At 71.8% G+C, this 23,881-nt stretch carries 17 protein-coding genes and 1 tRNA gene; 7 read left to right on the top strand and 11 right to left on the bottom strand.

Features of this window, described 5'->3' with window-relative positions; all coding sequences use genetic code 11:
* Positions 1-90: 90 nt before the first annotated feature.
* From ACE3Q8_RS03760 to ACE3Q8_RS03775, 4 genes are all read right to left on the bottom strand, one after another.
* Positions 91-1,125 (bottom strand): sulfate ABC transporter substrate-binding protein, encoded by a 1,035-nt coding sequence (locus ACE3Q8_RS03760; protein ID WP_374468902.1) that lies wholly within the window; start codon positions 1,123-1,125, stop codon positions 91-93.
* 16 nt (positions 1,126-1,141) lie between these two features.
* Positions 1,142-2,701: a porin gene (locus tag ACE3Q8_RS03765; RefSeq protein ID WP_374468903.1), complete on the bottom strand. Its 1,560-nt coding sequence runs from the start codon at positions 2,699-2,701 to the stop codon at positions 1,142-1,144.
* A 283-nt stretch (positions 2,702-2,984) separates the two neighbouring features.
* Positions 2,985-3,989 carry an NAD(P)H-dependent flavin oxidoreductase gene (locus tag ACE3Q8_RS03770; protein WP_374468904.1) on the bottom strand — a complete coding sequence of 335 codons (1,005 nt, stop codon included), beginning with the start codon at positions 3,987-3,989 and terminating at the stop codon, positions 2,985-2,987.
* 91 nt (positions 3,990-4,080) lie between these two features.
* Complete coding sequence (locus ACE3Q8_RS03775) at positions 4,081-5,379, bottom strand: mechanosensitive ion channel (protein WP_374468905.1); 1,299 nt, start codon at positions 5,377-5,379, stop codon at positions 4,081-4,083.
* A gap of 110 nt (positions 5,380-5,489) precedes the next feature.
* Between ACE3Q8_RS03775 and ACE3Q8_RS03780 the strand changes: the two genes are divergently transcribed.
* Together ACE3Q8_RS03780 and scpA are read left to right on the top strand one after the other, a co-directional pair.
* A complete protein-coding gene (locus ACE3Q8_RS03780) occupies positions 5,490-6,893 on the top strand; it encodes a methylmalonyl-CoA mutase family protein (protein ID WP_374468906.1) in 1,404 nt (467 codons plus the stop codon).
* 178 nt (positions 6,894-7,071) lie between these two features.
* The gene (gene scpA / locus ACE3Q8_RS03785; RefSeq protein WP_374468907.1) at positions 7,072-9,228 is read left to right on the top strand and encodes a methylmalonyl-CoA mutase; all 2,157 of its coding nucleotides are present in this window, start codon (positions 7,072-7,074) and stop codon (positions 9,226-9,228) included.
* Positions 9,229-9,275: 47 nt separating this feature from the next.
* On the opposite strand, the gene ACE3Q8_RS03790 is transcribed toward scpA, so the two are convergent.
* A complete protein-coding gene (locus tag ACE3Q8_RS03790; RefSeq protein WP_374468908.1) occupies positions 9,276-11,264 on the bottom strand; it encodes a hypothetical protein in 1,989 nt (662 codons plus the stop codon).
* 95 nt (positions 11,265-11,359) lie between these two features.
* Positions 11,360-13,453, bottom strand: a complete 2,094-nt coding sequence (locus ACE3Q8_RS03795) for a winged helix-turn-helix domain-containing protein (protein WP_374468909.1) — start codon at positions 13,451-13,453, stop codon at positions 11,360-11,362.
* A 105-nt stretch (positions 13,454-13,558) separates the two neighbouring features.
* Between ACE3Q8_RS03795 and ACE3Q8_RS03800 the strand changes: the two genes are divergently transcribed.
* Positions 13,559-15,460: a TonB-dependent siderophore receptor gene (locus tag ACE3Q8_RS03800; protein WP_374468910.1), complete on the top strand. Its 1,902-nt coding sequence runs from the start codon at positions 13,559-13,561 to the stop codon at positions 15,458-15,460.
* Here the strand turns inward: ACE3Q8_RS03800 and ACE3Q8_RS03805 are convergent.
* Positions 15,457-16,284: a transglutaminase domain-containing protein gene (locus ACE3Q8_RS03805; protein WP_374468911.1), complete on the bottom strand. Its 828-nt coding sequence runs from the start codon at positions 16,282-16,284 to the stop codon at positions 15,457-15,459. The genes ACE3Q8_RS03800 and ACE3Q8_RS03805 overlap by 4 nt on opposite strands.
* A gap of 106 nt (positions 16,285-16,390) precedes the next feature.
* On the opposite strand from ACE3Q8_RS03805, the gene ACE3Q8_RS03810 reads away from it, so the two are divergent.
* The 3 genes from ACE3Q8_RS03810 to ACE3Q8_RS03820 all read left to right on the top strand — a co-directional run bounded on the left by ACE3Q8_RS03810 (position 16,391) and on the right by ACE3Q8_RS03820 (position 18,247).
* The gene (locus tag ACE3Q8_RS03810) at positions 16,391-16,840 is read left to right on the top strand and encodes a type II 3-dehydroquinate dehydratase (RefSeq protein ID WP_374468912.1); all 450 of its coding nucleotides are present in this window, start codon (positions 16,391-16,393) and stop codon (positions 16,838-16,840) included.
* Complete coding sequence (purU, locus tag ACE3Q8_RS03815) at positions 16,840-17,685, top strand: formyltetrahydrofolate deformylase (protein ID WP_374468913.1); 846 nt, start codon at positions 16,840-16,842, stop codon at positions 17,683-17,685. The genes ACE3Q8_RS03810 and purU overlap by 1 nt, the downstream gene beginning before the upstream one ends.
* Before the next feature lie 70 nt (positions 17,686-17,755).
* A complete protein-coding gene (locus ACE3Q8_RS03820) occupies positions 17,756-18,247 on the top strand; it encodes a hypothetical protein (protein WP_374468914.1) in 492 nt (163 codons plus the stop codon).
* Here ACE3Q8_RS03820 and ACE3Q8_RS03825 read toward each other — a convergent pair.
* From ACE3Q8_RS03825 to ACE3Q8_RS03840, 4 genes are all read right to left on the bottom strand, one after another.
* Positions 18,244-18,819: an NADPH-dependent FMN reductase gene (locus ACE3Q8_RS03825; RefSeq protein ID WP_374468915.1), complete on the bottom strand. Its 576-nt coding sequence runs from the start codon at positions 18,817-18,819 to the stop codon at positions 18,244-18,246. The genes ACE3Q8_RS03820 and ACE3Q8_RS03825 overlap by 4 nt on opposite strands.
* 272 nt (positions 18,820-19,091) lie before the next feature.
* Positions 19,092-19,176, bottom strand: a tRNA-Leu gene (locus ACE3Q8_RS03830).
* A gap of 51 nt (positions 19,177-19,227) precedes the next feature.
* Positions 19,228-19,995: a ZIP family metal transporter gene (locus ACE3Q8_RS03835; RefSeq protein ID WP_374468916.1), complete on the bottom strand. Its 768-nt coding sequence runs from the start codon at positions 19,993-19,995 to the stop codon at positions 19,228-19,230.
* A gap of 64 nt (positions 19,996-20,059) precedes the next feature.
* Positions 20,060-21,310 (bottom strand): acetyl-CoA C-acetyltransferase, encoded by a 1,251-nt coding sequence (locus ACE3Q8_RS03840; RefSeq protein ID WP_374468917.1) that lies wholly within the window; start codon positions 21,308-21,310, stop codon positions 20,060-20,062.
* Between the two features lie 184 nt (positions 21,311-21,494).
* Here ACE3Q8_RS03840 and ACE3Q8_RS03845 point away from each other — a divergent pair, with 184 nt between their 5' ends.
* Complete coding sequence (locus tag ACE3Q8_RS03845) at positions 21,495-23,876, top strand: heavy metal translocating P-type ATPase (protein WP_374468918.1); 2,382 nt, start codon at positions 21,495-21,497, stop codon at positions 23,874-23,876.
* Positions 23,877-23,881: the final 5 nt, after the last annotated feature.

The following is a 23,881-nucleotide window of genomic DNA, read 5'->3' on the forward strand; positions in this document are numbered from 1 at the left end:
AATCCCAAGTCATACCCTAGGAATAAGCGTGGAAGCGGGCAGAGTTTTTCTAAGCCCCCGGCTGACGGCCGTCGCTTCGCGAACGCGCGATCAGGCCGGCTTGTAGATCCGGTCGAACACGCCGCCGTCGGCGAAGTGCGTGGCCTGCGCCTTCTTCCAGCCGCCGAAGGTGTCGTCGATGGTGACCAGCGGCAAGGGTTTGAACTTCGACCGGTACTTGGCCAGGGCCTGGGCGTTGCGCGGCCGGAAGTGGTGCTTGCCGATCAGGTCCTGGGCCAGCGGGCTGTAGAGAAAATTCAGGTAGCCCTCGGCCTGCACCCGGGTCTTGTGCCGGTCGACGTTGCGGTCGACCACCGCCACCGGCGGCTCGGCCAGGATCGAGACGGACGGGTAGACGATCTCGAAGTTCGGCCCGAACTCCTCGAGCGTCAGGTAGGCCTCGTTCTCCCACGCCAGCAGCACGTCGCCGAGGCGGCGCTGGGCGAAGGTGGTGGTGGCGCCGCGAGCGCCGGTGTCGAGCACGGGCACGTTGCGGAACAGCCGCTGCAGGAAGGCCTGGGCCGTGGCCGGCGAGCCGCCCGGCTGGCGCAGCGCCCAGGCCCAGGCCGCCAGGTAGTTCCAGCGGGCGCCACCCGAGGTCTTCGGGTTCGGCGTGATCACCTGGATACCCGGCTTTACCAGGTCGCCCCAGTCGCGGATCTTCCAGGGGTTGCCCTTGCGGGTCAGGAACACGATCGTCGAGGTGTAGGGCGTCGAGTTGTTCGGCAGGCGGCTCTGCCAGTTGGCCGGCAGCAGCTTGGCGCGGGTGGCGATCTCGTCGATGTCGGCCGCGAGCGCCAGGGTGACCACGTCGGCCTGCAGGCCGTCGATCACCGAGCGGGCCTGCTTGCCGGAGCCGCCGTGGCTCTGCTGGATGTCCAGCGTCTGGCCGGTGCGGCCCTGCCAGTACTTCCCGAACTCGGGATTGATCGCCTTGTAGAGCTCCCGCGTCGGATCGTAGCTGACGTTCAGCAGCTTGATCGGCCTGGCCTGGGCCTGGGCCCCACCTCCCCACGCGAGGGAGGACGCGGCGACGCCCCCGGCTGCTGCGATGAGGGTGCGCCTGGAGAGGTGGGGTTGGCTCATGGTCGGTCCTTGAGGGTTAGAAGGCGTACTGCGTCCGCAGCGACCAGATGTTCAGGTCCTGGCCGATCTGGGCGCCGGCGGGCGGCGTGAGGGCGCCCGCGCCGAAGGCCGTGCCGCCGGGCGAGATCCGGTCGACTTCCACGCGCTGGTAGTCGGCGAGGAAGCGCACCACGCTGTTCGGGTACCAGTTGATCCCGAGCGTGAGGATCTTCTGCTCGCCGCCGCGGATGGTGGAGGCGGCCGCGTCGGCCACGTAGTCGAGATCCAGCACCGAATAGCGGGCCGCCAGCTCCCAGACGCCCCAGTCGCCGGTCTTCAGATTGAAGGGCTTCTCGACGCGCGGCGCGTCGAAGCCGCCGTTCGTCGTGTTGTAGCGACGCGGCTGGCCGGTGAGCGTCCAGGCCCCCTGCACGTACCAACCCGAGAAGTCCGGGTTTTCCAGCGGGCTCGCGCGGCGGTCCACGTCGATCCAGAAGTGCTCGCCCTGAAGGGTGAAGGCGCGGTGCTGCAGGCCGAGCTCGAGGCCGAGGGCCGTGACGCCGTCGGCGTCGATGTTTCCGGTGTCCACGAGCCGCGTGGGATCCACGCGCAGCTCCGGCCGCTCGCGCAGGCGGATGGTGGTGGCCGCCCCGGCGGGCTCCACGTCCGGGCCCGCCGCCGCCGGGTTGAGGATCAGGTTGGCGTTGGCGCCCACGTGCAGCAGCGAGTTCTCCGACTTGAACGGCAGGAACGAGACCCGGCCGACGAAGCCGAGCTGCTCGTCGTAGGTCTGGCTCCCCACGAGGTTGCCGGTGATCGAGGCGAGCGCCGTCCAGCGCTCCCCGCCGGTGTAAAGGGCCGCGGCGGCGCGGCCGTCGCCCCCCGCCAGGCCGCGCACGAGCTCGGCCACGGCCGCCCGCTCGAGGAACAGCGAGGCCGTGTTGGAGGTGGCGTCCTCGAAGCCGGTGGTGGGCGGGAAGGCGCCGATCCGGAGTCGGTAGGGCTTCAGCCCGGCGTACTCGACGTAGAGCGCGCTGATCCGCCCGGCCTCCTCCGTGCCCGAGCCGCCGAAGTCGAACAGGAAGTTGTAGTTCCAGTCGCCGAAGGCCTTGCCCTCGATCCCCAGGCGGGCGCGGCGGAAGTTGGCCCCGTCGGACAGGTCCCGGGCCCGGTCCGCCTCCGTGGCGTCGCCGAACGAGCCGCGGCGGAAGTCGGCGCCCAACGGTCCGGCGCTGCGCTGGTCGTAGTGGGCGGCGTCGAGCTGGGCGACGCCGCGGAAGGCGGCGGTGAAGCGGCCGTCGGCGCTGGTGAAGGTCGGCCGGCCATTTGCCAGCGACACCTTGGGCTCGGCCTCCACCTGCTCGCGGATCGCCTGGTCCCCGGCGGCGGACTGGGCCTTCAGGTCCTCGATCTGGGCCTGGAGGTCGCGGTTCTGTTGCTCCAGCGCGTCAAGGCGCGCGGTCAGCGAAAGCGCCTGTTCCTGGCTGATGCCGCCGCCCTGGGTGGGGGCGGTGGAGACCGCCTGGGCCAGGGCGGCCGGGGCGGCGCTGCTGAGCAGGACGGCCACGGCGGCCGCTCGGATGTGTCGCTTGGTCATGAGTGTCCCTTGGCAGCAGCAGGAGTGACGCTACTCCCGCTATTCCTATCTGGTAAGTAGGTTTAGGCTGAGGCCGCCCGGAGATTTTCTAAAGCCGCGCTTCAGCCCGTTGATTCAGTTCGGGAACGTGCGGGATCGCCGTCCCGATGACGGTTCTAGATCGCTTCGATGACGCTTCTGCGAAGGCGCGATGACGGAACGGCCACACACCCGGCCGCCGCGCAGGCACGAAAAAGGGCGCCGCCTGACCGGCGGCGCCCTGAACGGTCCGGAAGCTTTGCGGCTACTCTGCGGCGAGCAGCGCCCGGCCGGCGGTGAGCGAGGTCTTGGCGGCCAGCTCGGCCTTGGCCTCCTCGTACTCCGCAGCCAGGCGGGCGACGAGCTCACCCGCGGTGGGCACCTCCTTCACGGCCCCGATGCCCTGGCCGCAGCCCCAGATGTCGCGCCAGGCCTTGGCCTTCTGGTTGCCGCCCGAGCCGAAGTTCATCCGCGAGGGGTCGGACTGGGGCAGATCGTTCGGATCGAGGCCCGCGGCCTCGATGGACGGCTTCAGGTAGTTGCCGTGAACGCCGGTGAAGAGGTTGGTGTAGACGATGTCGTCGCCCGAGGACTGGACGATCATGTCCTTGTAGGCGGCGTCGGCCCGGGCCTCCTCCGTGGCGATGAACGCCGAGCCGATGTAGGCGAGGTCCGCCCCCATGGCCTGGGCGCCCAGGATGGCCCGGCCGTTGGCGATCGAGCCCGACAGGCCGATCGGCCCGTCGAACCACGCCCGCACCTCCTGCACGAGCGCGAAGGGCGAGAGCTGGCCCGCGTGGCCGCCGGCCCCGGCCGCGACGGTGATCAGGCCGTCGGCCCCCTTCTCCACCGCCTTCTGGGCGAAGCGGTTGTTGATCACGTCGTGCAGCACCACGCCGCCGTAGGCGTGCACCGCGGCGTTCACGTCCTCCCGCGCGCCGAGCGAGGTGATGACGATGGGCGCCTTCCACTTGCTGGACATCTCGATGTCGTGCTCGAGGCGGTCGTTGGTCTTGTGAACGATGTGGTTCACCGCGAACGGCGCCGAGGGGGTGTCCGGATGGGCCCTGTCCCAGGCGGCCAGCTCCTCGGTGATCTGGTGCAGCCACTCGTCCAGCAGGGAGGCCGGCCGGGCGTTCAGCGCCGGGAAAGAGCCCACCACGCCGGCCTTGCACTGGGCGATCACCAGCTCCGGCCCCGAGATGATGAACAGCGGCGAGCCGATCACCGGCAGGCGCAGGCGGTCACGGAGCACGGGCGGCAGGGCCATGGGCGGATCCTTGTGGCGGCGTTGGATTTACAACGTACAGACAAATGTCGTCGGCCTGCAAGCCTCCAGGCCTGCCGCCACGTCCGGCAAGTCAGATCTTGGGGGTGCGGGGCGGCGGGCGGACCTGCGGGCGGCGGGTCGGCGGCGGCGGGCGCATGGGCCGGTCCTCGACCCGACGGGTCCACTTCTCCAGCAGCCGGCCGGCGGTGTCGCGGCCGCCGATCCCGAAGGCCAACGCCGCGGCCACGGCGGCCGAGCCCAGGACCAGGCCGAAGGCGAGGATCACGATCTCGTCGGCGATGCCCATGAACTGCAGGCCCATGGCGGTGGCGAGCGCGATGGTGGCCCAGCGCACGATGGTCGAGGCGAAGTGGTCGGCGCCGTTGGTGGAGCGGTCCAGCAGGTTGGCAAGGAAGTTGCCGATCAGGACGCCCACCGTGATGATCACCCCGCCGAACAGCACGTGGCCGGCGAGCTCCAGCACCTCGGCGAGCATCACCGCCACGGCGGCGAAGGCCAGCAGGCGCGCGGCCTCGACGGCCGAGAACAGCATGATCGCCACGAGGGCCAGACGGGCGACGACCTTGGACGGCGTGATGCCGCCGGGCGCCGGGGCCTCGGGCGCATCGGCGGGGTCGGCGGCCGAGGGGCCGCCGATGCCGAGCGCCTGCAGGCTGCGGTCGAAGCCGAGCGACGGCAGCACCTGCTCGATGAGGCCGGCGACCCAGCGGCCGATCAGGAAGGCGATGGCCAGCACGATGGCCGCGGCGATCAGCCGGGGCAGCGCGTCGAGGACGGTGGCGAGCACCGCCACCGCCGGCTCGGAGATCGCCCGGATGCCGAGCTGCTGCAGGGCGGCGATGGTCACCGGGATGATGATCAGCACGTAGACGAGCGTGCCGAAGGTCCGCGCCAGGCCGGACGCGCCGGTGAGCTTGGCGAGCCCCGCCCGCTCCAGCCAACTGTCCACGTGAGCGACGTTCAGCGCCGCCTCCACGACCCGGCGGGCGAGCGTCGCCACCACCAGGCCGACCACGAAGATGACGATGGCGCCGATCAGGTTGGGCACGAAGGCCATGACCTCCACCAGCAGGCCGTTCAGCGGCATGACGATCTCGGTGAGGCCGAGGATCGACAGGGCGCCCACGACCCCGATCAGCAGCACCAGCCAGTAGCCGAGCTGGCCGAGCTGGTAGCCCGTGGTCTCGCGCGGGGCGGCGCCCTCGTTGTGCTTCTTCATGCCCGGCGCGCGGTCGATGATCCGCGCCACGCCCCACTGCACGCCCTTGGCGATGAAGTGCGACACCACCAGGACGGCGATGGCGGCCAGCAGCGCCGGGCCCCAGTCCCAGGCCAGGTTGCGGAAGTAGGTGTAGTCCATGGTGGGCATGGCGGTCCTCGGGCGTCCTCCAGGAACTTAACCAATAGCAGCCGATTCCGTTTGCTCCGGCGCCCTTGCGTGAACTTGACGCCCCATCGGCTTCCGGCCCATCTCCCGCCATGGCCGACACCAGCCTTTTCCCGCCCGCCACGGAGGACGCCTGGCGCGCCCTGGTCGCCAAGACGCTGGGCGAGGCGCCCTTCTCCAGCCTGGAGAAGACCACCGCCGAGGGGCTGCCGATCGCGCCGCTCTACCCTCAGGCCGAGGCGCCGGCGCGCTTCCCGACGCGGCCTGTCAGCGCCGAGCGCGCCTGGGACCTGCGCGCCCTCACCACCCATCCCGAACCCGGCCGCGCCAACGCCGAGATCCTGGCCGATCTCGAAGGCGGGGCGGCGTCGGCGCTGGTGCGGATCGATCCCACCGGCCAGGCGGGCGTCGCGGTGGGCTCGGCCGACGGGCTGGCGCGGGTGCTGGGCGGGGTGATCCTCGAACTCGCCCCGGTGGCCCTGGACGCCGGCTACCTCGGCCCCAAGGCCGCCGACTGGCTGGGCAGCGTCGCCAAGGCCTCGCCGGGCGCGAAGCTGCGCTTCCACATGGACCCGCTGTCGAGCTTCGCCGAGACGGGCCACAGCCCCGGCCCGATCGAGAGCCACATGGTCAGCGCCGCCACCGTCGGCGTGCGGCTGGCCGAGACCTATCCGCAGGCGCAGCTCTTCCTGGCCTCGGGGCGCGCGGTTCACGAGGCCGGCGGCGGCGAAGCGCTGGAGGTGGCGTTCGCGGCTGCCTCGGCCATCGCCTACGCCAAGGCCCTGGTTCGCGCCGGCCTGCCCGTGGGCGAGGCGTTCGCGCGGATCACGCTCGGGCTCTCGGCCGACGCCGAATACCTGCTGACCATCGCCAAGCTGCGCGCCGCCCGCGCCGTCTTCGCCCGCGTCGCCACCGCCTGCGGCGCCGAGCCCGCGGCGCGCATCGAGGCGCGCTCCTCGCGGCGCATGCTGGCCGTCCGCGACGCCTGGACGAACATGATCCGCCTGACCGCCGCCGGGTTCGGCGCGGCCGTGGGCGGGGCGGACGCCGTGGTGCTGGGCAATTTCACGGACTCCATCGGCCTGCCGACAGCGTTCGCGCGGCGGCAGAGCCGCAACACCCAGCTCGTGCTGATGGAAGAGGCCCACGTGGGCCGGGTCGCCGACCCGGCGGCGGGCTCCGGCTACATCGAGGCCATGACCGACCGGATCGCCCGGGCGGCCTGGGAGAGCCTGCAGGCCATCGAGGCGGCGGGCGGCGTCCCGCGCGCCCTGGCGAACGGCAGCATCGCGCGCGAGGTGGCGGCGGCCAGGGCCGCGCGGCCGGAGCCGCGGCTGGTGGGCGTCAACGCCTTCCCGCCGGACAAGGAGAGCCCGGTGGAGGTGGAACGGGCCGAGCCGAGGGCCGTGGAGGCCCCCTCCCCGGCCCTGCCGGGACCCGACGGCGACGCCGTCCCGCTGCGGCCGATCCGGCTGGCGGAGGCCTTCGAGGCATGATCTGCGACTTCCTCGCCTCTTTCTCGTCCTGCGGGAGACGGCGCACCGCGCAAGCCGGCCGGGCGCGGGGGCGCGCCGACGTCTCCGCCCCGGTCGGCGACCGACATCAGAGAGACCCCTCATCCGCCGGGCGTTCGCCCGACACCTTCTCCCGAAAAGGCAGAAGGGAGGAGACCGCATGACCGCCTTCCCCGACTTCACCACCCTGCCGTTCGACGCCGACCTGCCGGCGGCGGCCGCGCCCGCCGGCGAAGCCTGGGCGACGCCGGAAGGGATCGCCGTGAAGGCCGCCTACGGCCGCGAGGACACCGCCGGCCTCGAGGCCATCGGCGGCTATCCGGGGCTCGCGCCGTTCCTGCGCGGTCCGTACCCGACCATGTACCTCACGAACCCGTGGACCATCCGCCAGTACGCCGGCTTCTCCACGGCCGAGGACTCCAACGCCTTCTACCGCCGCAACCTGGCGGCCGGTCAGATGGGCCTGTCGGTGGCCTTCGACCTCGCCACCCACCGCGGCTACGACAGCGATCATCCGCGGGTGAAGGGCGACGTGGGCATGGCCGGCGTGGCCATCGACTCGATCCTGGACATGCGCACGCTGTTCGACGGCATCCCGCTCGACAAGATGAGCGTGTCGATGACGATGAACGGTGCGGTGCTGCCGATCATGGCGCTCTACATCGTGGCCGGCGAGGAGCAGGGCGTGCCGCACAAGGCGCTCTCGGGCACGATCCAGAACGACATCCTGAAGGAGTTCCTGGTCCGGAACACCTACATCTACCCGCCCGCGCCCTCGATGCGGATCATCTCGGACATCTTCGCCTACACCAGCGCCGAGATGCCGAGGTTCAACTCGATCTCGATCAGCGGCTACCACATCCAGGAAGCCGGAGCGACGCTCGACCTGGAGCTCGCCTACACCCTGGCCGACGGCATCGAGTACGTGCGGGCCGGCGTGGCCGCCGGCATGACGGTGGACAAGTTCGCGCCGCGGCTGTCGTTCTTCTGGAACGCCGGGATGAACGTCTTCATGGAGATCGCCAAGCAGCGGGCCGGCCGCCTGCTCTGGGCGAAGCTGATGAAGGAGAACTTCGACCCGAAGGACTCCCGCTCGCTGTCGCTGCGGGCCCACACTCAAACCTCGGGCTGGTCCCTGGCGGCGCACGACGTGTTCAACAACGTGCCCCGCACGGTCGTCGAGGCGCTGGCGGCCACCGGCGGCCAGACCCAGAGCCTGCACACCAACAGCCTGGATGAGGCGCTGGCGCTGCCCACCGACTTCTCGGCGCGGATCGCGCGCAACACCCAGCTTTTCATCCAGCTCGAGAGCGGCCAGACCCGGGTGATCGACCCCTGGGGCGGCAGCTACTACGTGGAGCGGCTGACGGCGGACCTCGCCGAGCGGGCGCTGGCCCACATCGCCGAGGTGGAAGCCCTGGGCGGCATGACCCGGGCGATCGAGGACGGCCTGCCCAAGCGCCGCATCGAGGAGGCGTCGGCCCGCACCCAGGCGCGCATCGATTCCGGCCTGCAGTCGGTGGTGGGCGTGAACCGCTACAAGCCGGAAACCGCCGACGAGATCCCGGTGCTGAAGGTCGACAACACCGCCGTGCGCGAGCGGCAGCTCGAGAAGCTGAAGCGGCTGCGCGCCGAGCGGGACCCGGAGGCCGTACGCCAGGCGCTGGAGGCCCTGACCAACGGGGCGGCGGCGAACGCCAACCTGCTGGAGCTGTCGGTGAACGCCGCACGCGCCAAGGCCACGGTGGGCGAGATCTCCGACGCGCTGGAGAAGGTGTTCAACCGGCACAAGGCGCACGCGGACGCGGTGAAGGGCGTCTACCTGCGCGAGTCCGGCGAGACCCCGGCCGCCCGGCGGGCCAAGGCGATGGTCGAGGGCTTCACCCAGGCCGATGGGCGCAAGCCGCGCATCCTGGTGGCCAAGATGGGCCAGGACGGCCACGACCGTGGCCAGAAGGTGATCGCCTCGGGCTTCGCGGACCTCGGCTTCGACGTGGACATCGGCGACCTCTTCCAGACCCCGGCCGAGACCGCCGCCCAGGCCGTGCGCGACAACGTCCATGCGGTGGGCGCGAGCTCGCTGGCCGCCGGCCACCTGACCCTGGTGCCGGAGCTGAAGGCGGAGCTCGCCAAGCTCGGCCGTCCGGACATCCTGGTGGTGGTGGGCGGGGTGATTCCGCCCGAGGACTTCAAGGCGCTGGAGGAGCTGGGCGTGGCCGCCGTCTTCACGCCGGGAACCGTGGTGCCGGAGGCGGCGGTGACCGTGCTCGAGCGCCTGAACGAGCTGCTCGGCTACGCGCAGGAGGCGGCGCAGTAGGACGTCCCCTCTCCCCGCGTTGCGAGGAGAGGAGAGCGTGCGGCGCCCTACCCGAGCGGCGTGTTCTCGTTCGGGCCGTCGCTGGCCTGGCGGCGGCGTTGCGGGAGCAGGGCCTGGGCGGCCTTGAGCTCAGCCCGTTCGATGGTCCCGTTCTTCGAGGTGTCGATGCGCTCGAAGAAGGTGGCGATCATCTTGCCCATCTGACCGCGCAGCTCGGCCTTCTGCAGCACGCCGTCGAGGTTGTCGTCCATCATCCCGAAGAGGCGGGTCTCGGCGAAGCGGGCCTCGCTGTCGATCTGCTTCTCGGCGGTCTCATCCAGCCAGCGGAAGCTCACCGAGGTGAACAGCATCTCCTCGTGGCTCTGCTCGCCCCAGGTCACCTTGATCGTGGGATCGGGGTTCGCCGGGTTCCGCTTGGAGTTGTCGTAGACGTAGTTGGCGATCAGCTTCGAGCCGGCGGGGATCTTCACCGGCTGGGCGAAGTCGTAGCTCCGCTGCCAGTTGAAGTCGTAGCGCGGCAGGCTGAGCAGCAGGGTCTTCTTGCCGTCCGGCGTCTGCAGCCACAGGTCCGAGGAATAGGCCCGGTAGTGGGCGTGCGGGAAGGCCGAGTAGAGCAGCGCGTCCTTGGGGAACTCGACGTAGGCGACTTCCTTGTGGCGGGCGCTGTTGGGGGCGATCTCGATGGTGGGGTCGATCACCACCACGCTGCGCATGATGTACTTCGGGGCGTCCTTCCGGAAGTAGACGCCGATCTGCGAGTTATCGACCGTCTCCTTGCCATAGGGCGTGTAGTGCATCTGGTAGCCGACGGCGCCGCCGGCCGGCAGGTAGGTGCCCACGTCGCCGCCGAACACGTTGGACTCCGCGCCCACCGCATAGCCGCCCACCGAGCCGCGCCAGTTGGTCTCCGAGGCCACGCCGTTGGCCGGCGCCTCCTTCATCCAGCCGGTGAGCACGTGGTGCACCGCGCGCCGGTCGCCCGGCTTCACCGTGGTGGCGCGGATCCACTTGCCCTCGGCGAGCGTGTTGACCGTGAAGGGCCGCTGGTAGTCGACGATGCCCGAGGCCGGCACCTTGTAGGCCGGGATGTTGAGGATCAGGTCCGGCTTGCCGAGCGGCCACTCGGCGGCCACGTGGCGATGCTTGGCGAGCGGGTCGTCGCCCTCGCCGCGCGGCGCGCCGGCTTCGATCCAGTGGACCAGCGTCTTGATCTCCTCGGGGCTCATGTTCTTCGAGCCCGAGAATTTCCCGACGTGCGGATCGGCGTTGTAGGGCGGCATCCGGTCCGTGCGGATGACCTCGCGGATCATCGGGGAGAAGCCCTTCACCATCTCGTAGTTGCTCATGGCGAAGGGGCCGATGCCGCCTTCCGAGTGGCAGGCGACGCAGTTCTTCTCGAGGATCGGGGCCACGTCCCGGGCGTAGGAGATCTTGGCGAACTCGGCCTGGCGGGCGCGCTCGGGGAAGGCGACAGCGAGGCCCTTGCTGGCCCCGGCCGCCGGCGGCGCCTGGCCGGCCAGCACGGCGGCGAGCGCGGCTTCGGCGTCGGCGGCGGCGCCGCGGTAAGTCACCGTCCAGGTCTTCGGGTCCACGATGTAGAGCTCGGCCGAGCGGGCGACGCCGAGCTGCTCGCCGACGAGCTGGTGGACGTCCATCAGGACGGGAACCTGGAGGTCCTGGGCGAGGATCGCCTCGCGGCCGTCCTTGAGGCTGGAGTTCAGGAGCAGCAGTTCGACGCCCTGGGCCGCGTAGCGCTGCCGGAGCGCGGCGAGCTGCGGCGCGAGACGGCGGATCTCGGGGTCGCCGGCGGCGTGGGTGACGATGGCGATCGCCCGAGCGTCGGCCAGGCGGTAGAGCTCGTGGGCCTCCAGGTTCTGGTCGACCAGCATGAAGTTGTCGACCCGGGCCGGCGCGGCGGCGGCCACCGGGGAGCCCTGCGCGAGCGCGTTCGGCGCGGCCGGATTGTCGGTCGTGCAACTGGCGAGGACCGCGGTGGAGGCGAGGAGGCCGAGCACGCCGGCGCGGGCGCTGATCATCTTGGAAGTTCCCTCAATATGTCCGCGGGCGCGGTTCTTGAACGCCGCCTCCGCCGTCTGAAAATGCGGTATGCTTGTTACACGAAAATTGCGGATCAGTCGCGGCTGAGCTCGAAAAGGCCAAGGTCGACCTGGTCGTCCAGGTTCTGCGCGAGGAGGACCCGGCCGTCGGGTGACAGCCCGATCGAGCCGGCCGAGGTCGGCGCATCGGCGAGCTTCCGAGCCGGCCCGCGCCAGGGGTGCAGCCAGACCGCCGGCGGCTGCTCGCGCCGCGCCGTGAGCACATAGACGCCGGCCCGGCCCACCGCCCAGACGTCGCCCTGCTCGATGCGCACGCCGGGCGCCGCGCCGTCCAGGGCGACCACAGGCACGCCCGCCTGCAGCAGGCCGAAGAGTCGCCCGTCCGGCGAGGCCCGCAGGTTGCGCCATCCCTGCCCGCCGGGCACGGGCCGCGGCTTGCCGTCGCCCGCCAGAAGCAGCTCCATCAGCCGGTAGCCCGCCGCGGTGCGCTCCAGATAGTAGAGCCGGTCGCCGCGCGGGCCCCACACGGGTTCCAGCTTGTCGAGGCCGTCCCAGGTGACGCTGCGCAACCGCGATCCGTCGCGGCCCACGGTGTAGATGTCAGACCGCCGCCCCTTCACGGCCACGAAGGCGAGGCTCTGGCCGTCGGGCGACCAGGCGGGCGCGGTCAGGTAGCTGCCGACGATCGAGGTCAGCCGCACCGACTGGCCGTCCGGGTGGGTCACCCAGAGCTCGGGCGCGCCGCTGCGGCTCGAGACATAGGCCACGGCGCCGTCGGCGGCGGCCTCCGGGTCCCAGTCGATGCCCGCCTCGGTGGTCACCGGCGAGAGGCGGCCGTCCGACTGCAGCCAGGCGATGTTGGTGCGCCCGCGCGGCGCCTCCACCGCCAGGCGGTTGCGCCGGTCGATGGACATCCGGCTGAAGCTGATCTGGCCGAGCCCGAGGCTGATCCGCCTGGGCGCGGCGCCGGTGCGGGTGTCGACGGTCCAGAGCCCGAATTCGCCGCCGCGGTTGGAGGAATAGAAGATGTGGCGGCTGTCGGCCGACCACACATAGCCCGCCGCCTTCCAGCCGTCGTCGGTGAGGGCGCGTTCGCGGCCGGTGCGCAGGTCCTTGAGGAAGAGGTCGTCGGCGCCGTGCATCAGGCTTCGGCGGAAGACGACGAGGCGGCCGTCGGGGGAGACCGCCGGATCGCTGTCGCCCAGGGTGGCCGGGTCGGGCGAGGTCAGGTCGCGGGCGCGCCCGGTGCGCACGTCGATGGCGCGCAGGCGCCAGAGGTCGTTGCTCCCGGGGCGATCGCCGATCACCACGGTCTGGTCGTCCAGCCAGCTCACCCGCGTGTAGGTCGCCTGCTGGCAGCGCGCCACGGCCCGCTCCGGCCCCACCGGCACGGGCGCGATCATGACCGTGCAGGGCCCGCGCGCGGGAATGCGGATGAAGGCCAGCCGGTCGCCGCGCGGCGACCAGACGGCGCTGACGTCGTCGTCGGGATGCCGGGTGATCCGGATCGGCGTCCCCTGCTCCAGGCTGCGGATGTAGAGGTCGCGCGGGGCGGTGATGTCGGGCCTGCGGCTGTAGACGATCTGTTCGCCGTCGGGCGCAAGCGCAGGATGGGTCTCCAGCCCCTGTTCGGCGGTGATCGGGCGATAGCCGGTCGCGGTCCAGCCCACCGGCTTGGGCAGGGCGAACCAGATGCCGGCGGCCGCGGCCACGACCGCGGCCGCGGCGCTGAGCACGACGCCGCGGGAGATCCGCCTGGGGAGCCGACCGGCCGGCAGCGCCTCGGGCATGGGCGCTGCGGGGGCGGCGACGCGATGCGCCTCGGCGCTCGCCTGCAGGCGGTAGCCGACGGTCGGAATGGTGTCGAGCCGGACGCGGGGATTGGCGCACAGCGCCTTGCGGAGTTGGGCGACGCAGCGGTTGAGCGCGCCCTCGGTGACGATGCGGCCGCTCCAGCACAGGTCGATCAGCTCGTCCCGGCTCACCGGCTGACCGCGGGCCCGATGCAGGGCCACCAGCACCTTCATCACCCGCGGCTCGAGCTGGGTGACGACGCCGGCGGTCTCCACCTCCAGGGCGGCGGGGCGGACGTGGGTGCCGGCCAGGCTGAACGGGGTCTCACGGGCGAGGTTGAGGGTGGGCCACGCAAGGGCGACGTGCTCGTTCATCGCGAAACCATCACGAATAAATCACGCCCGCTGCCGCGCCGCTCCCCAAGCAATCTCCGACAGATCGCCCCGTCTGAATAGCCGCGTTCTCCGGGGATTACAGAGATGTCACGTTACAGGTCCGCACTGCTCCTCTCGGTTCTGGCGGGCACGCCCGCCGCGGCGCAGGAAAGCGCCGTTCGCTCGGCCGCCGACGCCTTCGGCGAGCGCGTGGGGATCGAACAGTTGGGCCTCTACTCCGAAGGCCAGGTGCGGGGTTTCGACCTGCAGTCGTCCGGCGCCTACCGCATCGACGACGCCTACTTCGCCCGGGCGGCGCCGCTGAACGACCCGGTGCTGGCCGGCGTGGGCGTGCGGGTGGGCGTCAACGCCGCGCGGCTCGCCTACCCCGCGCCGTCGGGGGTGGTGAACTACCGGCTGCGGGAGCCCACGCCGCGCAACAGCCTGACGCTCGGCGGGGGCTTGCGCGACTACGGCACCCAGACGCTGGAGGCGAACGGCTCCTGGTCGAGCGAGGACGGCCGGCTCGGGCTGGCCGGCGGCGCCGTCTGGCGGCCCGAGGCCTACTGGGGCGTGGGAACCCACGGCGAGGCGATCGACGCCGGCGTGGTGGCGCGCTGGCGGATCTCCGAGGGGCAGACCCTGCGCGGCTTCGTGGCCGTGTACGACCGGAGCTACGACGGCGACTACGCCATGAAGGCCTCCGAGTCGCGCGTGCCGCCGGCGCCGCGCCGCTTCCACAACTATTCGCCCGACTGGGCGCAGGTGGCGGCGACCAACACCAACCTCGGCCTGCTCTACCAGGCCGACCTGGCGGGCTGGTCGCTGGGCGTCTCGGCCTTCCGCTCGATCTACGACGCCGACCGGCAGGACTTCACCCTGGTGACCTCCGACGGAGACGGGAACGCGGCGGCCACGCTCTACCTCAGCCCCGGCAAGACCAACGTCTCCGACTCCGGGGAGGTGAAGGTGAGCCGGGTGCTCTCCGCGGGCGGCGTCGACCACCTGCTGAGCGCCTCCCTCCGCGCCCGGCGGAGCGAAGTGGATCTGGCGACCACGGTGGCCGTGCCGCTGGGCTCCTTCCGCCTCGACGGCGACCTGCCGCCCTCCGCGGAGCCAGCCTGGTCGGGGGTCCGCGGGCTGGACCGGGTGGAGCAGGTCACCGCCTCGGTGGGCTATGGCCTCGCCTGGGGCGACCGGCTGCAGTTGCGGCTGGGCGCCCACCGCACCCGCTACGAGAAGGCGGTGCGCACCCTGAGCGGGCCGCAGACCTCCGGGACAGAAGAGACCACGCTGTGGAACGCTTCCGTGGTCTGGAGCCTGACGCCGCGCACCAGCCTGTTCGGGAGCTGGGTGACCGGGCTCGAGGAGAACGGGCTCGCGCCCAACACGGCCACCAATCGCAACGAGGTGCTGCCGCCGGTGGAGGCCGAGCAGTTCGAAGTCGGCGTTCGACACGCCCTCACCGACCGCCTGACCTTCATCGGCGCGGCCTTCGAGGTCTCCAAGCCGACCATGGGCTTCCGGGCCGACGGCGCGTACGGCCTCGTGGGCGAGGTGGCGCACCGGGGCGTGGAGGCCTCGCTGGCGGGAGCGCTCGACGACCGCACGAGCGTCGTGCTGGGAGCGGTCGTCTTCGAGCCGAAGGTCAGCGGCGCGCTGGTGGACGCCGGCGTGGTCGGCCCGCGCGCGCCCGGGCTCTCGGACGTGGTGGTGAACGCCAGCGTCGAGCGCCAGCTCGCCCACGGCTGGAGCGCGGACGCCCAGCTCACCTGGTATTCCGGACGCTGGGCCGACACGCGCAACACCTTCCAGACGCCGGACGTCACCCAGCTCAACCTCGGCGCCCGGCGGCGATTCACCGTGGCCGGGAGGCCGGCGCAGTTCCGGGTGCTGGCGTCCAACGTCACCGACGACCAGGGCTACTGGGCCTCGCCGTCGAACCAGCTCTGGGTGGTCTCGGAGCGCACCGTGCGCGCGCTGTTCAGCGTCACCTTCGGCGGCTAGGCGGCGACGGCCTCGGCAGCGGCGGCGCCCACCTGCACTTCCACCTCCATGCCGAGGAAGTCGTCGGCGTGACCGGTCCAGGCGCCCTGCAGCGGCAGGGCGTGAGCGGGATTGGCCACCACCGCCACGCGGATCAGGTCGGCGGCGCCGACGGTCCCGTTGGTCGGGTCGAAGTCCACCCAGCCGCAGCCCGGCACGTGGGCGCGCACCCAGGCGTGGGTGTGGCCTGCCGCCGCCGGCTCGCGCGCGGCGGCGCTATAGAGGTAGCCGGAGACGAAGCGGGCCGGCACGCCCAGGCTGCGCGCGGCGGCCATCATCAGCACGGCGAAGTCGCGGCAACTGCCGCCGCGGGCCTCGAGCGTCTCCTCCGGCGCGCGGGGGCCGCCGTCGAGCCGGACGCCGTAGTCGAACTCCTCGCGGATCGCGCGGCTCATCTCAGTGAGCACCGGCAGCAGCAGCGGGCGGCCGCGGCCGAGGAAGCGGGTCGCCCACTGGGCGGCGGCTCCGTCCACCCGCCGGGCGGAGGGATCGACGATGGCGTCGCTGATCAGCTTGGCCGCGGGGGTGGGGCGATGGTCCACCAGCACGCGGCTGTCGAACACCAGCTCGTCGGCCAGGGCGCCGAACTGCGCCACGCCGACGTAGGCGCCGTGCAGGTCCTTGTCGTCGGCGAGCGAATGCGGCTCGGGCGTGATGGAAAGCTCCGCCGAGAGCACCCGCTGGTCGGGCGCCTCCAGGGGGCGGAACATCATCCTGTGCTCGCCGAACGCCACCGGGCGGCGGTAGCGGTAGGCGGTCCTGTGGCGGATCGAGACGACCGGCATCCGGCTAGGGTTCGGGCGATTCCGCCGCCCCGTCCACGACAGCGGGGCTGTGACGACGCCGCAGGATCGGCTATTGCCTGCGCCCTCTTCGGAGGGGGAACCGCCCATGGCCCGCGTCGTCCACGTCCTCAACGGCCCGAACCTGAACCTGCTCGGCCAGCGCGAGCCCGAGGTCTATGGCCGCGACACCCTGGCCGACGTCGAGGCGCGCTGCCGCAAGATCGCCGAGCGCGAGGGCTTCGAGCTGGTCTTCCGCCAGACCAACGCCGAGCACGAGATGGTCGGCTGGATCCAGGAGGCCCGGCAGTCGGCCGGCGTGGTGATCAACCCGGCGGGCCTCAGCTACAATTCCGTCCCCGTGCTCGATGCACTGAAGATGTGCGAGTGCCCGGTGGTCGAGGTGCACATCTCCAACATCCACAAGCGGGCCGAGACCGAGGCGCGCTGGCGCGGCGAGAGCCTGATGAGCCCGGCGGCCACCGGCGTCATCGCCGGCCTGGGCGTCGCCGGCTACGAGCTGGCGCTCGAGTACGTGGCCCGCCGCCTGAAAGCCTGATGATCCTCACCCTCTCCTGCCCCGACCGCACGGGCATCGTCGCCCGCGTGGCCGCCCTGCTCTACGAGCGCGGCGCCAACATCGTCGACGCCCAGCAGTACGACGACGCCGAGACCGGCCGCTTCTTCATGCGCGTGGTGTTCGACCTCGCCGAGGGCGACGCGCTGGAGCCGCTGCGGGGGGCGTTCGGCGAACTGGCCGCCCAGCTCGCCATGGACTGGACCCTGCGGGACCCCAGGCAGAAGCGCCGGGTGATGATCCTGGCGTCGCAGACCGACCACTGCCTGGCCGACCTGATCTGGCGCTGGCGCCAGGGCGAGCTGCCCATGGACATTTCGGCCGTGGTCTCAAACCACGCCGCGTCCACCTTCCCGCACACCGATCTCAAGGGCATCGCCTTCCACCACCTGCCGGTGACGCCTGAGAGCAAGGCCCAGCAGGAGGCCCAGCTCTGGAAGCTGGTGCAGGAGACCCGCACCGACCTCGTCATCCTCGCCCGCTACATGCAGGTCCTCTCGGACGACCTGGCCGGCAAGCTGGAAGGCCGCTGCATCAACATCCACCACTCGTTCCTGCCGGGCTTCAAGGGCGCGCGGCCCTACCACCAGGCCCACGCCCGAGGCGTGAAGCTGATCGGGGCGACGGCCCACTTCGTCACCGCCGACCTGGACGAGGGCCCGATCATCGAACAGGACGTGGAGCGGATCAGCCACCGCGACACCCCGGCCGCCCTGGTCCGCAAGGGCCGCGACATCGAGCGCCGGGTGCTGGCCCGGGCCGTCCGCTGGTTCCTGGAGGACCGGGTGCTGCTGAACGGGCGCAAGACGGTGGTGTTCACCGACTGACGGCCGCGCTGCGCCGCGAAGCCGCCACCTTCGCCCCCTAGGGGCTCGCGCAGCAAAAGGAAGCCCACGGATGACGACCTGGAAGCTGGGCGCCGCAGCCGCCCTGGCCCTCGCGGCGGCCGCCCCGGCCGGGGCGCAGCCGGTCATCGCGCCCGAACCCCTGGCGGAGGGACGCCCCTGCGGCTTCGCCGACATCGTGGGGCTGTGGGACAGCCAGGTGGTGACCGCCAAGGAGACCGGCGCCGAGCAGCACTACGCCGCCCTGCCGCACGACTACCTGCGATTCCGGGCCGACGGCGGCATGATGTACTACGGCACGAACCAGCGGGAGACCGACGTCCCGGGGATCCACGCCCGCCTGGACGAGCTGGACCGCACCGACGGGGTGACCTACCGCGCCGAGATCACGTCCAACGGCGTGCTGCTGATCCGCCGCGACGGCGCGCCCTTCCAGGGTTTCACCTGCACCATGAGCGGCGAGCGGAACGGCAAGCCGGTGATGATCTGGACGCAGCTCAAGGGCTTCCCCGAGTTGCGCCGCGTCCAGACCCGCCTCGACTAGGACGCCACACCGGCGGCGGCCTGGCGGCGCACGAAGGCGGCGAACGCCTCCAGCCAGCGGACCAGGTACTTCGCCGTCGTCTCGTCGGTGAGCCGCCCTTCGGCGTCGAACTTCTCGTGCGCCCGGGCGACGAGCAGCTCGGGCTGCGCCATGCAGGGCGAGTTAGTGAATTCGAAGGCCTGGCGAAGCTGGCTCTGCCCGCGAGCCGAGCCGGTCATGCCGGGCGAGGCGCCGATCAGGCCCACGGGCTTGCCGTCCAGCGGCGCCCCGCGCGGCGGCCGCGAGGCCCAGTCGACCGCGTTCTTCATCACGCCGGGGACGCCATGGTTGTACTCGGGCGTCACCATGATCACCCCGTCGGCCTCGGCGATCGCGCGCTTGAACGCCGCCACGCCCTCCGGATCGCCCTCGGCCTCAACGTCCCCGTCGTAGAGGGGCACGGCGCGCAGGTCGAACACCGCGATGGCCATGCCCTCGGGGGCCAGCGCCTGGGCGGCGCGCAGCAGGGCGCGGTTGAGCGAGCCCTGCCGCAGGCTGCCCGCGAAGCCCAGGATGTTCAGCCGGTCCGCCATGGTCCCTTCTCCCTCGTGACGAGCCGCCACTGAAGCCGGATGCGGCGCAAACGAAAAGCCCCCGGCCTATGGCGGGACCGGGGGACTTCCTGCGGGCGACCCGGGGGACTCGTAACGGTCGCCTGCGACCTTCACAGACTGTCGGCGGCGGACATGACGGATCCGCCGCGACGGTGGAACGGCGCAGCTTCCACGAGGTTCCCGGTGTTCAAAACTGCGGCGCCGCTGCTCAAAACGAGCCCGACCGGCCCTTCAAGCCCGGCGTGGTGGGCTGGTGGGGACACCGGGGGTCGAACCCGGACGGATTGCTCCGAGCGATTTTAAGTCGCTTGCGTCTACCAGTTTCGCCATGTCCCCGGCGTCCGGAGGCTTAGCGGCAAAGGCCCCGGCGGTCGAGGCGGCGGGCGCTCAGCCGAAGACCACGTCGAGGAACATCATGCTGACGAGGCCGACCATCAGGGCGGCGGTGCTGAGGCCCTGGCGGTTCTCGCGGTGGGTCTCGGGGATGATCTCGCTGCTCACCACCCAGATCATGGCCCCGGCGGCGAAGCCCAGGCCCCAGGGCAGCAGGCCGGTGGCGAGGGAGACGGCGCCCAGGCCCAGCGCGGCGGCCACCGGCTCCACGAGGCCGGTGGCCAGCGCGAGGCCGACGGCGAACCGCCGCGGGTAGAAGGCGGCGAGCGAGGCGGCGACCGCCAGCCCCTCGGGCATGTTCTGCAGGCCGATGCCCAGGGCGACGGGACCGCCCTTCTCCGCCCCCACCCCGTAGCTCACGCCCACGGCCAGCCCCTCGGGGATGTTGTGCAGGGTGATGGCGATCACGAACAGCCACACGCGTCCGAGCGCCGGGGCGTCGGCGCCGTGGTGACCGGCCAGGAAGTGCTCGTGCGGGGCGAAGGCGTTCAGCAGGTGCAGGGCCGCCGCGCCCAGCAGCACCGCCGCGACGACGATCAGGGCGGCGGTCGTCTCGCTGCCGGTGGCGATCTCCGCCGCGTCGAGGGCCGGGATCAGCAGGGAGAAGAAGGCGGCGGCGAGCATCACGCCCGCCGCGAAGCCCAGGAAGATGTTCTGGGCGTCGTCCGACAGCTTGCGGACCATCAGCAGCGGGAGCGCGCCCACGCCGGTGGCGACGCCCGCGGCCAGGCTCGCCAGAACGCCCAGTGCGAAAAGGCTCACACGCCCTCCCTGAAGCCTCGCCAGGCCTCAGGGACGCGCGCGGCGGCGGGAAGTTCCGCCGAGGCTAGACCCGCTCGACGATGATCGCCGGCGCCATGCCGCCCGCGGCGCACATGGTGACGAGGCCGCGCTTCAGGTCGCGGCGCTCCAGCTCATCGACGATGGTGCCGATCAGGATCGAGCCGGTGGCGCCGATGGGATGGCCGAGCGCCATGGCCCCGCCGTTCACATTGACCTTCTCCCGGTCGAGGTCGAGGTCGCGGATGAACTTCTCGGCCACCACCGCGAAGGCCTCGTTGATCTCCCACAGGTCGATGTCGTCGGGGGTGAGGCCCGCCTTCTTAAGCACCTTCTTCGCCGCCGGCACCGGGGCGTTCAGCATCAGGGTCGGGCTGTCGCCGACATTGGCCATGGCCACCACCCGGGCGCGCGCCTTCAAGCCGTTCTTCCGCGCGTAGTCCGGGGAGGCGAGCAGGACCGCGGCGGCGCCGTCGACCACGCCCGAGGAGTTCCCCGCGTGGTGGAAGTGCTGGATCTTCAGGTCCGGATAGACCCGGTTGATCAGGCCGGCGAGCGTGGTGCCGTGGTTGTCCAGCGGCACGTTCGCCATGGCCTCGAACGACGGCTTCAGCGCCGCCAGCCCCTCGCGGGTGGTCTGCGGGCGCGGGAACTCCTCGCGGTCGAGGGCCACCGTGCCGTCATCGCGATAGACCGGCACCACCGAGCGGTCGAAACGGCCCTCGCGGATCGCCTGGTCGGCGCGCTGCTGGCTGAGGTAGGCCAGCTCGTCCAGCGCCTCGCGGGAGATCCCCTCCATCGTCGCGATGGCGTCGGCGCAGACCCCCTGGTGCGACTGGGGATGCTTGGCGCGCAGCCGCGTGTTGCCGCTGTCGATCAAAGCGGGGCCGCCGTCCGGCCCCTGCCCGGTGGCGGTGGCGGCGGTGTAGCTCATCATCTCCGTGCCGCCGGCGATCACCAGATCTTCCATGCCCGACATGATCTGGGCGGCGGCCAGGTTCACCGCGGTGATCCCCGAGCCGCAGAACCGGTCGAGGGTGACGCCGCTGGCGCGGGTGTCGAAGCCCGCGTCCAGCGCCGCCATGCGGCCCATGTCGCCGCCCTGCTTGCCCCGCTGGGACGAGGTCCCCCAGATAATGTCGTCCACCTCCTCGGTCTTGAGCTGGTTGCGCTCGGCGATGGCCTTGAGAACGGTGGCCGCCAGGTGCTGCGGGTGGAAGTCGGCGAGCGCCCCCTTGCCGACCTTGCCGATGCCCCGGGGGGTGCGGGCGGCGTCGATGATCAGGGCTTCGGGCATGGCGGTTCCTCGGGATGCGTTGGTGTCGTTGGAGGCAGCCTTGGGCGCCGGACGCAACGTCAGTCCAGCGCCGCGGGCGGGGCGACCGCAGGCCGGCGCAGGAACATCGCCGCCGGCCCTTGACCCTCCCATCATGGGAAGGTCCATCTGAGGCGGGCCTCACCGCAGGAGGTGGAGACCGACCATGTCCAAGAGCTGCTGCCACGGCCCCGCGCACGACCATGCCCACCACGGGCCTGCGCACCACGACCACGACCACGACCACGCCGACGCCGCGCACGCCGTGAAGGATCCGGTCTGCGGCATGACCGTCGATCCGCACAAGACGCCCTACCGGGCCGAGCACGCCGGCCATCCCTACTACTTCTGCTCCGCCGGCTGCCGGACCAAGTTCGAGGCGGATCCCCAGCGTTACCTGTCGCCGCAGGCGGCCGAGGCGCCCGCCGCTCCGCCCGGGACCATCTACACCTGCCCGATGCATCCGGACGTCCGGCAGGTGGGCCCGGGCTCCTGCCCGATCTGCGGCATGGCGCTGGAGCCGGAGCTGGTCACCGCTGACGCGGGGCCGAACCCGGAGCTCGTGGACTTCACCCGCCGGTTCTGGGTCGGCCTCGTGCTGACCCTGCCGGTCTTCGCGCTGGAGATGGGCGGCCACCTCACCGGGCTGACCATGGCGCTGGGCGGGCGGCTCTCGAATGGAATCCAGTTCGCCCTGGCCACGCCGGTTGTGCTGTGGAGCGGCTGGCCGTTCTTCGAGCGCGGCTGGCGCTCGCTGGTCACCCGCAACCTCAACATGTTCACCCTGATCGCCATGGGGACCGGCGTGGCCTGGCTCTACAGCGTGGTGGCGACGCTCGCGCCCGGGATCTTCCCCGACGCCTTCCGGCGGCACGACGGCACGGTGGCCATCTACTTCGAGGCCGCGGCGGTGATCACCGTCCTGGTGCTGCTGGGCCAGCTCCTCGAGCTGCGCGCCCGCGAGCGCACGTCCGGCGCGATCCGCGCCCTGCTCGACCTCGCGCCGAAGACCGCCCGGCGCGTGCGCGACGACGGCTCCGACGAGGAGGTGACGCTGGACCTGATCCGGGTCGGGGACCGCCTGCGCGTTCGCCCCGGCGAGAAGGTCCCGGTGGACGGCGAGGTGCTCGAGGGGCGCGTCGCGATCGACGAGTCCATGGTCACCGGCGAATCCATGCCGGTCACCAAACAGGCCGGCGACAGTGTGGTGGGCGGCTCGATCAACAAGACCGGCTCGTTCGTCATGCGCGCCGAGAAGGTCGGCGCCGACACCCTGCTCTCGCAGATCGTCCAGATGGTCGCCCAGGCGCAGCGCAGCCGGGCGCCGATCCAGCGGATGGCGGACCGGGTCTCCGGCTGGTTCGTGCCGGCGGTGATCGCGGTCGCCGTGGCCGCCTTCGTGGCCTGGGCCCTGCTGGGCGCGGAGTCGCCCTACGCCACCGGCCTGGTGGCGGCGGTATCCGTGCTGATCATCGCCTGCCCCTGCGCGCTGGGCCTCGCCACGCCGATCTCGATCATGGTGGGGGTGGGCCGCGGCGCCCAGGCGGGTGTGCTGATCAAGAACGCCGAAGCCCTCGAGCGCTTCGAGACCATCGACACCCTGGTGGTCGACAAGACCGGCACCCTGACCGAGGGACGCCCGGCGGTCACGGACGTGCGGCCCGTGGGCGCCTTCGACGAAGCCGGCGTCCTGCGGCTCGCCGCGAGCCTCGAACGCGGCAGCGAGCACCCGCTGGCCGACGCCATCGCCCGCGCCGCCGCCGAGCGCGGCCTGGCCCTGGCGGAACCTGTGGGCTTCGACTCCCCGGTCGGGAAGGGCGTGCTGGGCGAGGTGGACGGCCGGCGGATCGTCCTGGGCTCCGGGCGTTTCCTGGCCGAGCAGGGCGTCGACGCCGCCGACCTGTCGGCCGAGGCCGACGCGCTGCGCGCCGACGGCGCCACGGCCATCCTGATGGCGGTCGACGGCGCGCCGGCAGCGACGATCGCCATCGCCGACCCGGTGAAGGTCACCACGCCAGAGGCGGTGCGCGCGCTGAAGGCCGAGGGCGTGCGGCTGGTGATGATGACCGGCGACAACCGCACCACCGCGCTCGCCGTCGCCCGCCGGCTGGGCATCGACGAGGTGGAGGCCGAGGTCCTGCCCCAGGACAAGGCCGCGGTGGTCGAGAAGCTGCGCGCCCAGGGCCGCCGGGTCGCCATGGCCGGCGACGGGGTCAACGATGCGCCGGCGCTGGCCGCCGCCGAGGTGGGCGTCGCCATGGGCGCGGGCGCGGACGTGGCCATCGAGAGCGCCGGGGTCACCCTGCTGCAGGGCGACCTGCAGGGCATCGTCAAGGCCAGGCGGCTGTCTCGGGCGGTGATGCGCAACATCCGCCAGAACCTGTTCTTCGCCTTCGTCTACAACGCCGCCGGTGTGCCGATCGCGGCGGGGATCCTCTACCCTGTGTTCGGCTGGATGCTGTCGCCGCCGCTGGCTGCGGCCGCCATGGCGCTCTCCAGCGTCAGTGTCGTCGGCAACGCGCTACGCCTGCGCGCCGTGAAGCTCTAGGAGCC

The sequence above is a fragment of the Phenylobacterium sp. genome (genome assembly GCF_041913825.1).
Taxonomy (GTDB): Bacteria; Pseudomonadota; Alphaproteobacteria; order Caulobacterales; family Caulobacteraceae; genus Phenylobacterium.

Bases quoted from the DNA above. Each gene is read 5' to 3' on its own strand.
- ACE3Q8_RS03760 (WP_374468902.1), bottom strand. From the start codon at position 1,125: ATGAGCCAACCCCACCTCTCCAGGCGCACCCTCATCGCAGCAGCCGGG.
- ACE3Q8_RS03765 (WP_374468903.1), bottom strand. From the start codon at position 2,701: ATGACCAAGCGACACATCCGAGCGGCCGCCGTGGCCGTCCTGCTCAGC.
- ACE3Q8_RS03770 (WP_374468904.1), bottom strand. From the start codon at position 3,989: ATGGCCCTGCCGCCCGTGCTCCGTGACCGCCTGCGCCTGCCGGTGATC.
- ACE3Q8_RS03775 (WP_374468905.1), bottom strand. From the start codon at position 5,379: ATGCCCACCATGGACTACACCTACTTCCGCAACCTGGCCTGGGACTGG.
- ACE3Q8_RS03780 (WP_374468906.1), top strand. From the start codon at position 5,490: ATGGCCGACACCAGCCTTTTCCCGCCCGCCACGGAGGACGCCTGGCGC.
- scpA (WP_374468907.1), top strand. From the start codon at position 7,072: ATGACCGCCTTCCCCGACTTCACCACCCTGCCGTTCGACGCCGACCTG.
- ACE3Q8_RS03790 (WP_374468908.1), bottom strand. From the start codon at position 11,264: ATGATCAGCGCCCGCGCCGGCGTGCTCGGCCTCCTCGCCTCCACCGCG.
- ACE3Q8_RS03795 (WP_374468909.1), bottom strand. From the start codon at position 13,453: ATGAACGAGCACGTCGCCCTTGCGTGGCCCACCCTCAACCTCGCCCGT.
- ACE3Q8_RS03800 (WP_374468910.1), top strand. From the start codon at position 13,559: ATGTCACGTTACAGGTCCGCACTGCTCCTCTCGGTTCTGGCGGGCACG.
- ACE3Q8_RS03805 (WP_374468911.1), bottom strand. From the start codon at position 16,284: ATGCCGGTCGTCTCGATCCGCCACAGGACCGCCTACCGCTACCGCCGC.
- ACE3Q8_RS03810 (WP_374468912.1), top strand. From the start codon at position 16,391: ATGGCCCGCGTCGTCCACGTCCTCAACGGCCCGAACCTGAACCTGCTC.
- purU (WP_374468913.1), top strand. From the start codon at position 16,840: ATGATCCTCACCCTCTCCTGCCCCGACCGCACGGGCATCGTCGCCCGC.
- ACE3Q8_RS03820 (WP_374468914.1), top strand. From the start codon at position 17,756: ATGACGACCTGGAAGCTGGGCGCCGCAGCCGCCCTGGCCCTCGCGGCG.
- ACE3Q8_RS03825 (WP_374468915.1), bottom strand. From the start codon at position 18,819: ATGGCGGACCGGCTGAACATCCTGGGCTTCGCGGGCAGCCTGCGGCAG.
- ACE3Q8_RS03840 (WP_374468917.1), bottom strand. From the start codon at position 21,310: ATGCCCGAAGCCCTGATCATCGACGCCGCCCGCACCCCCCGGGGCATC.
- ACE3Q8_RS03845 (WP_374468918.1), top strand. From the start codon at position 21,495: ATGTCCAAGAGCTGCTGCCACGGCCCCGCGCACGACCATGCCCACCAC.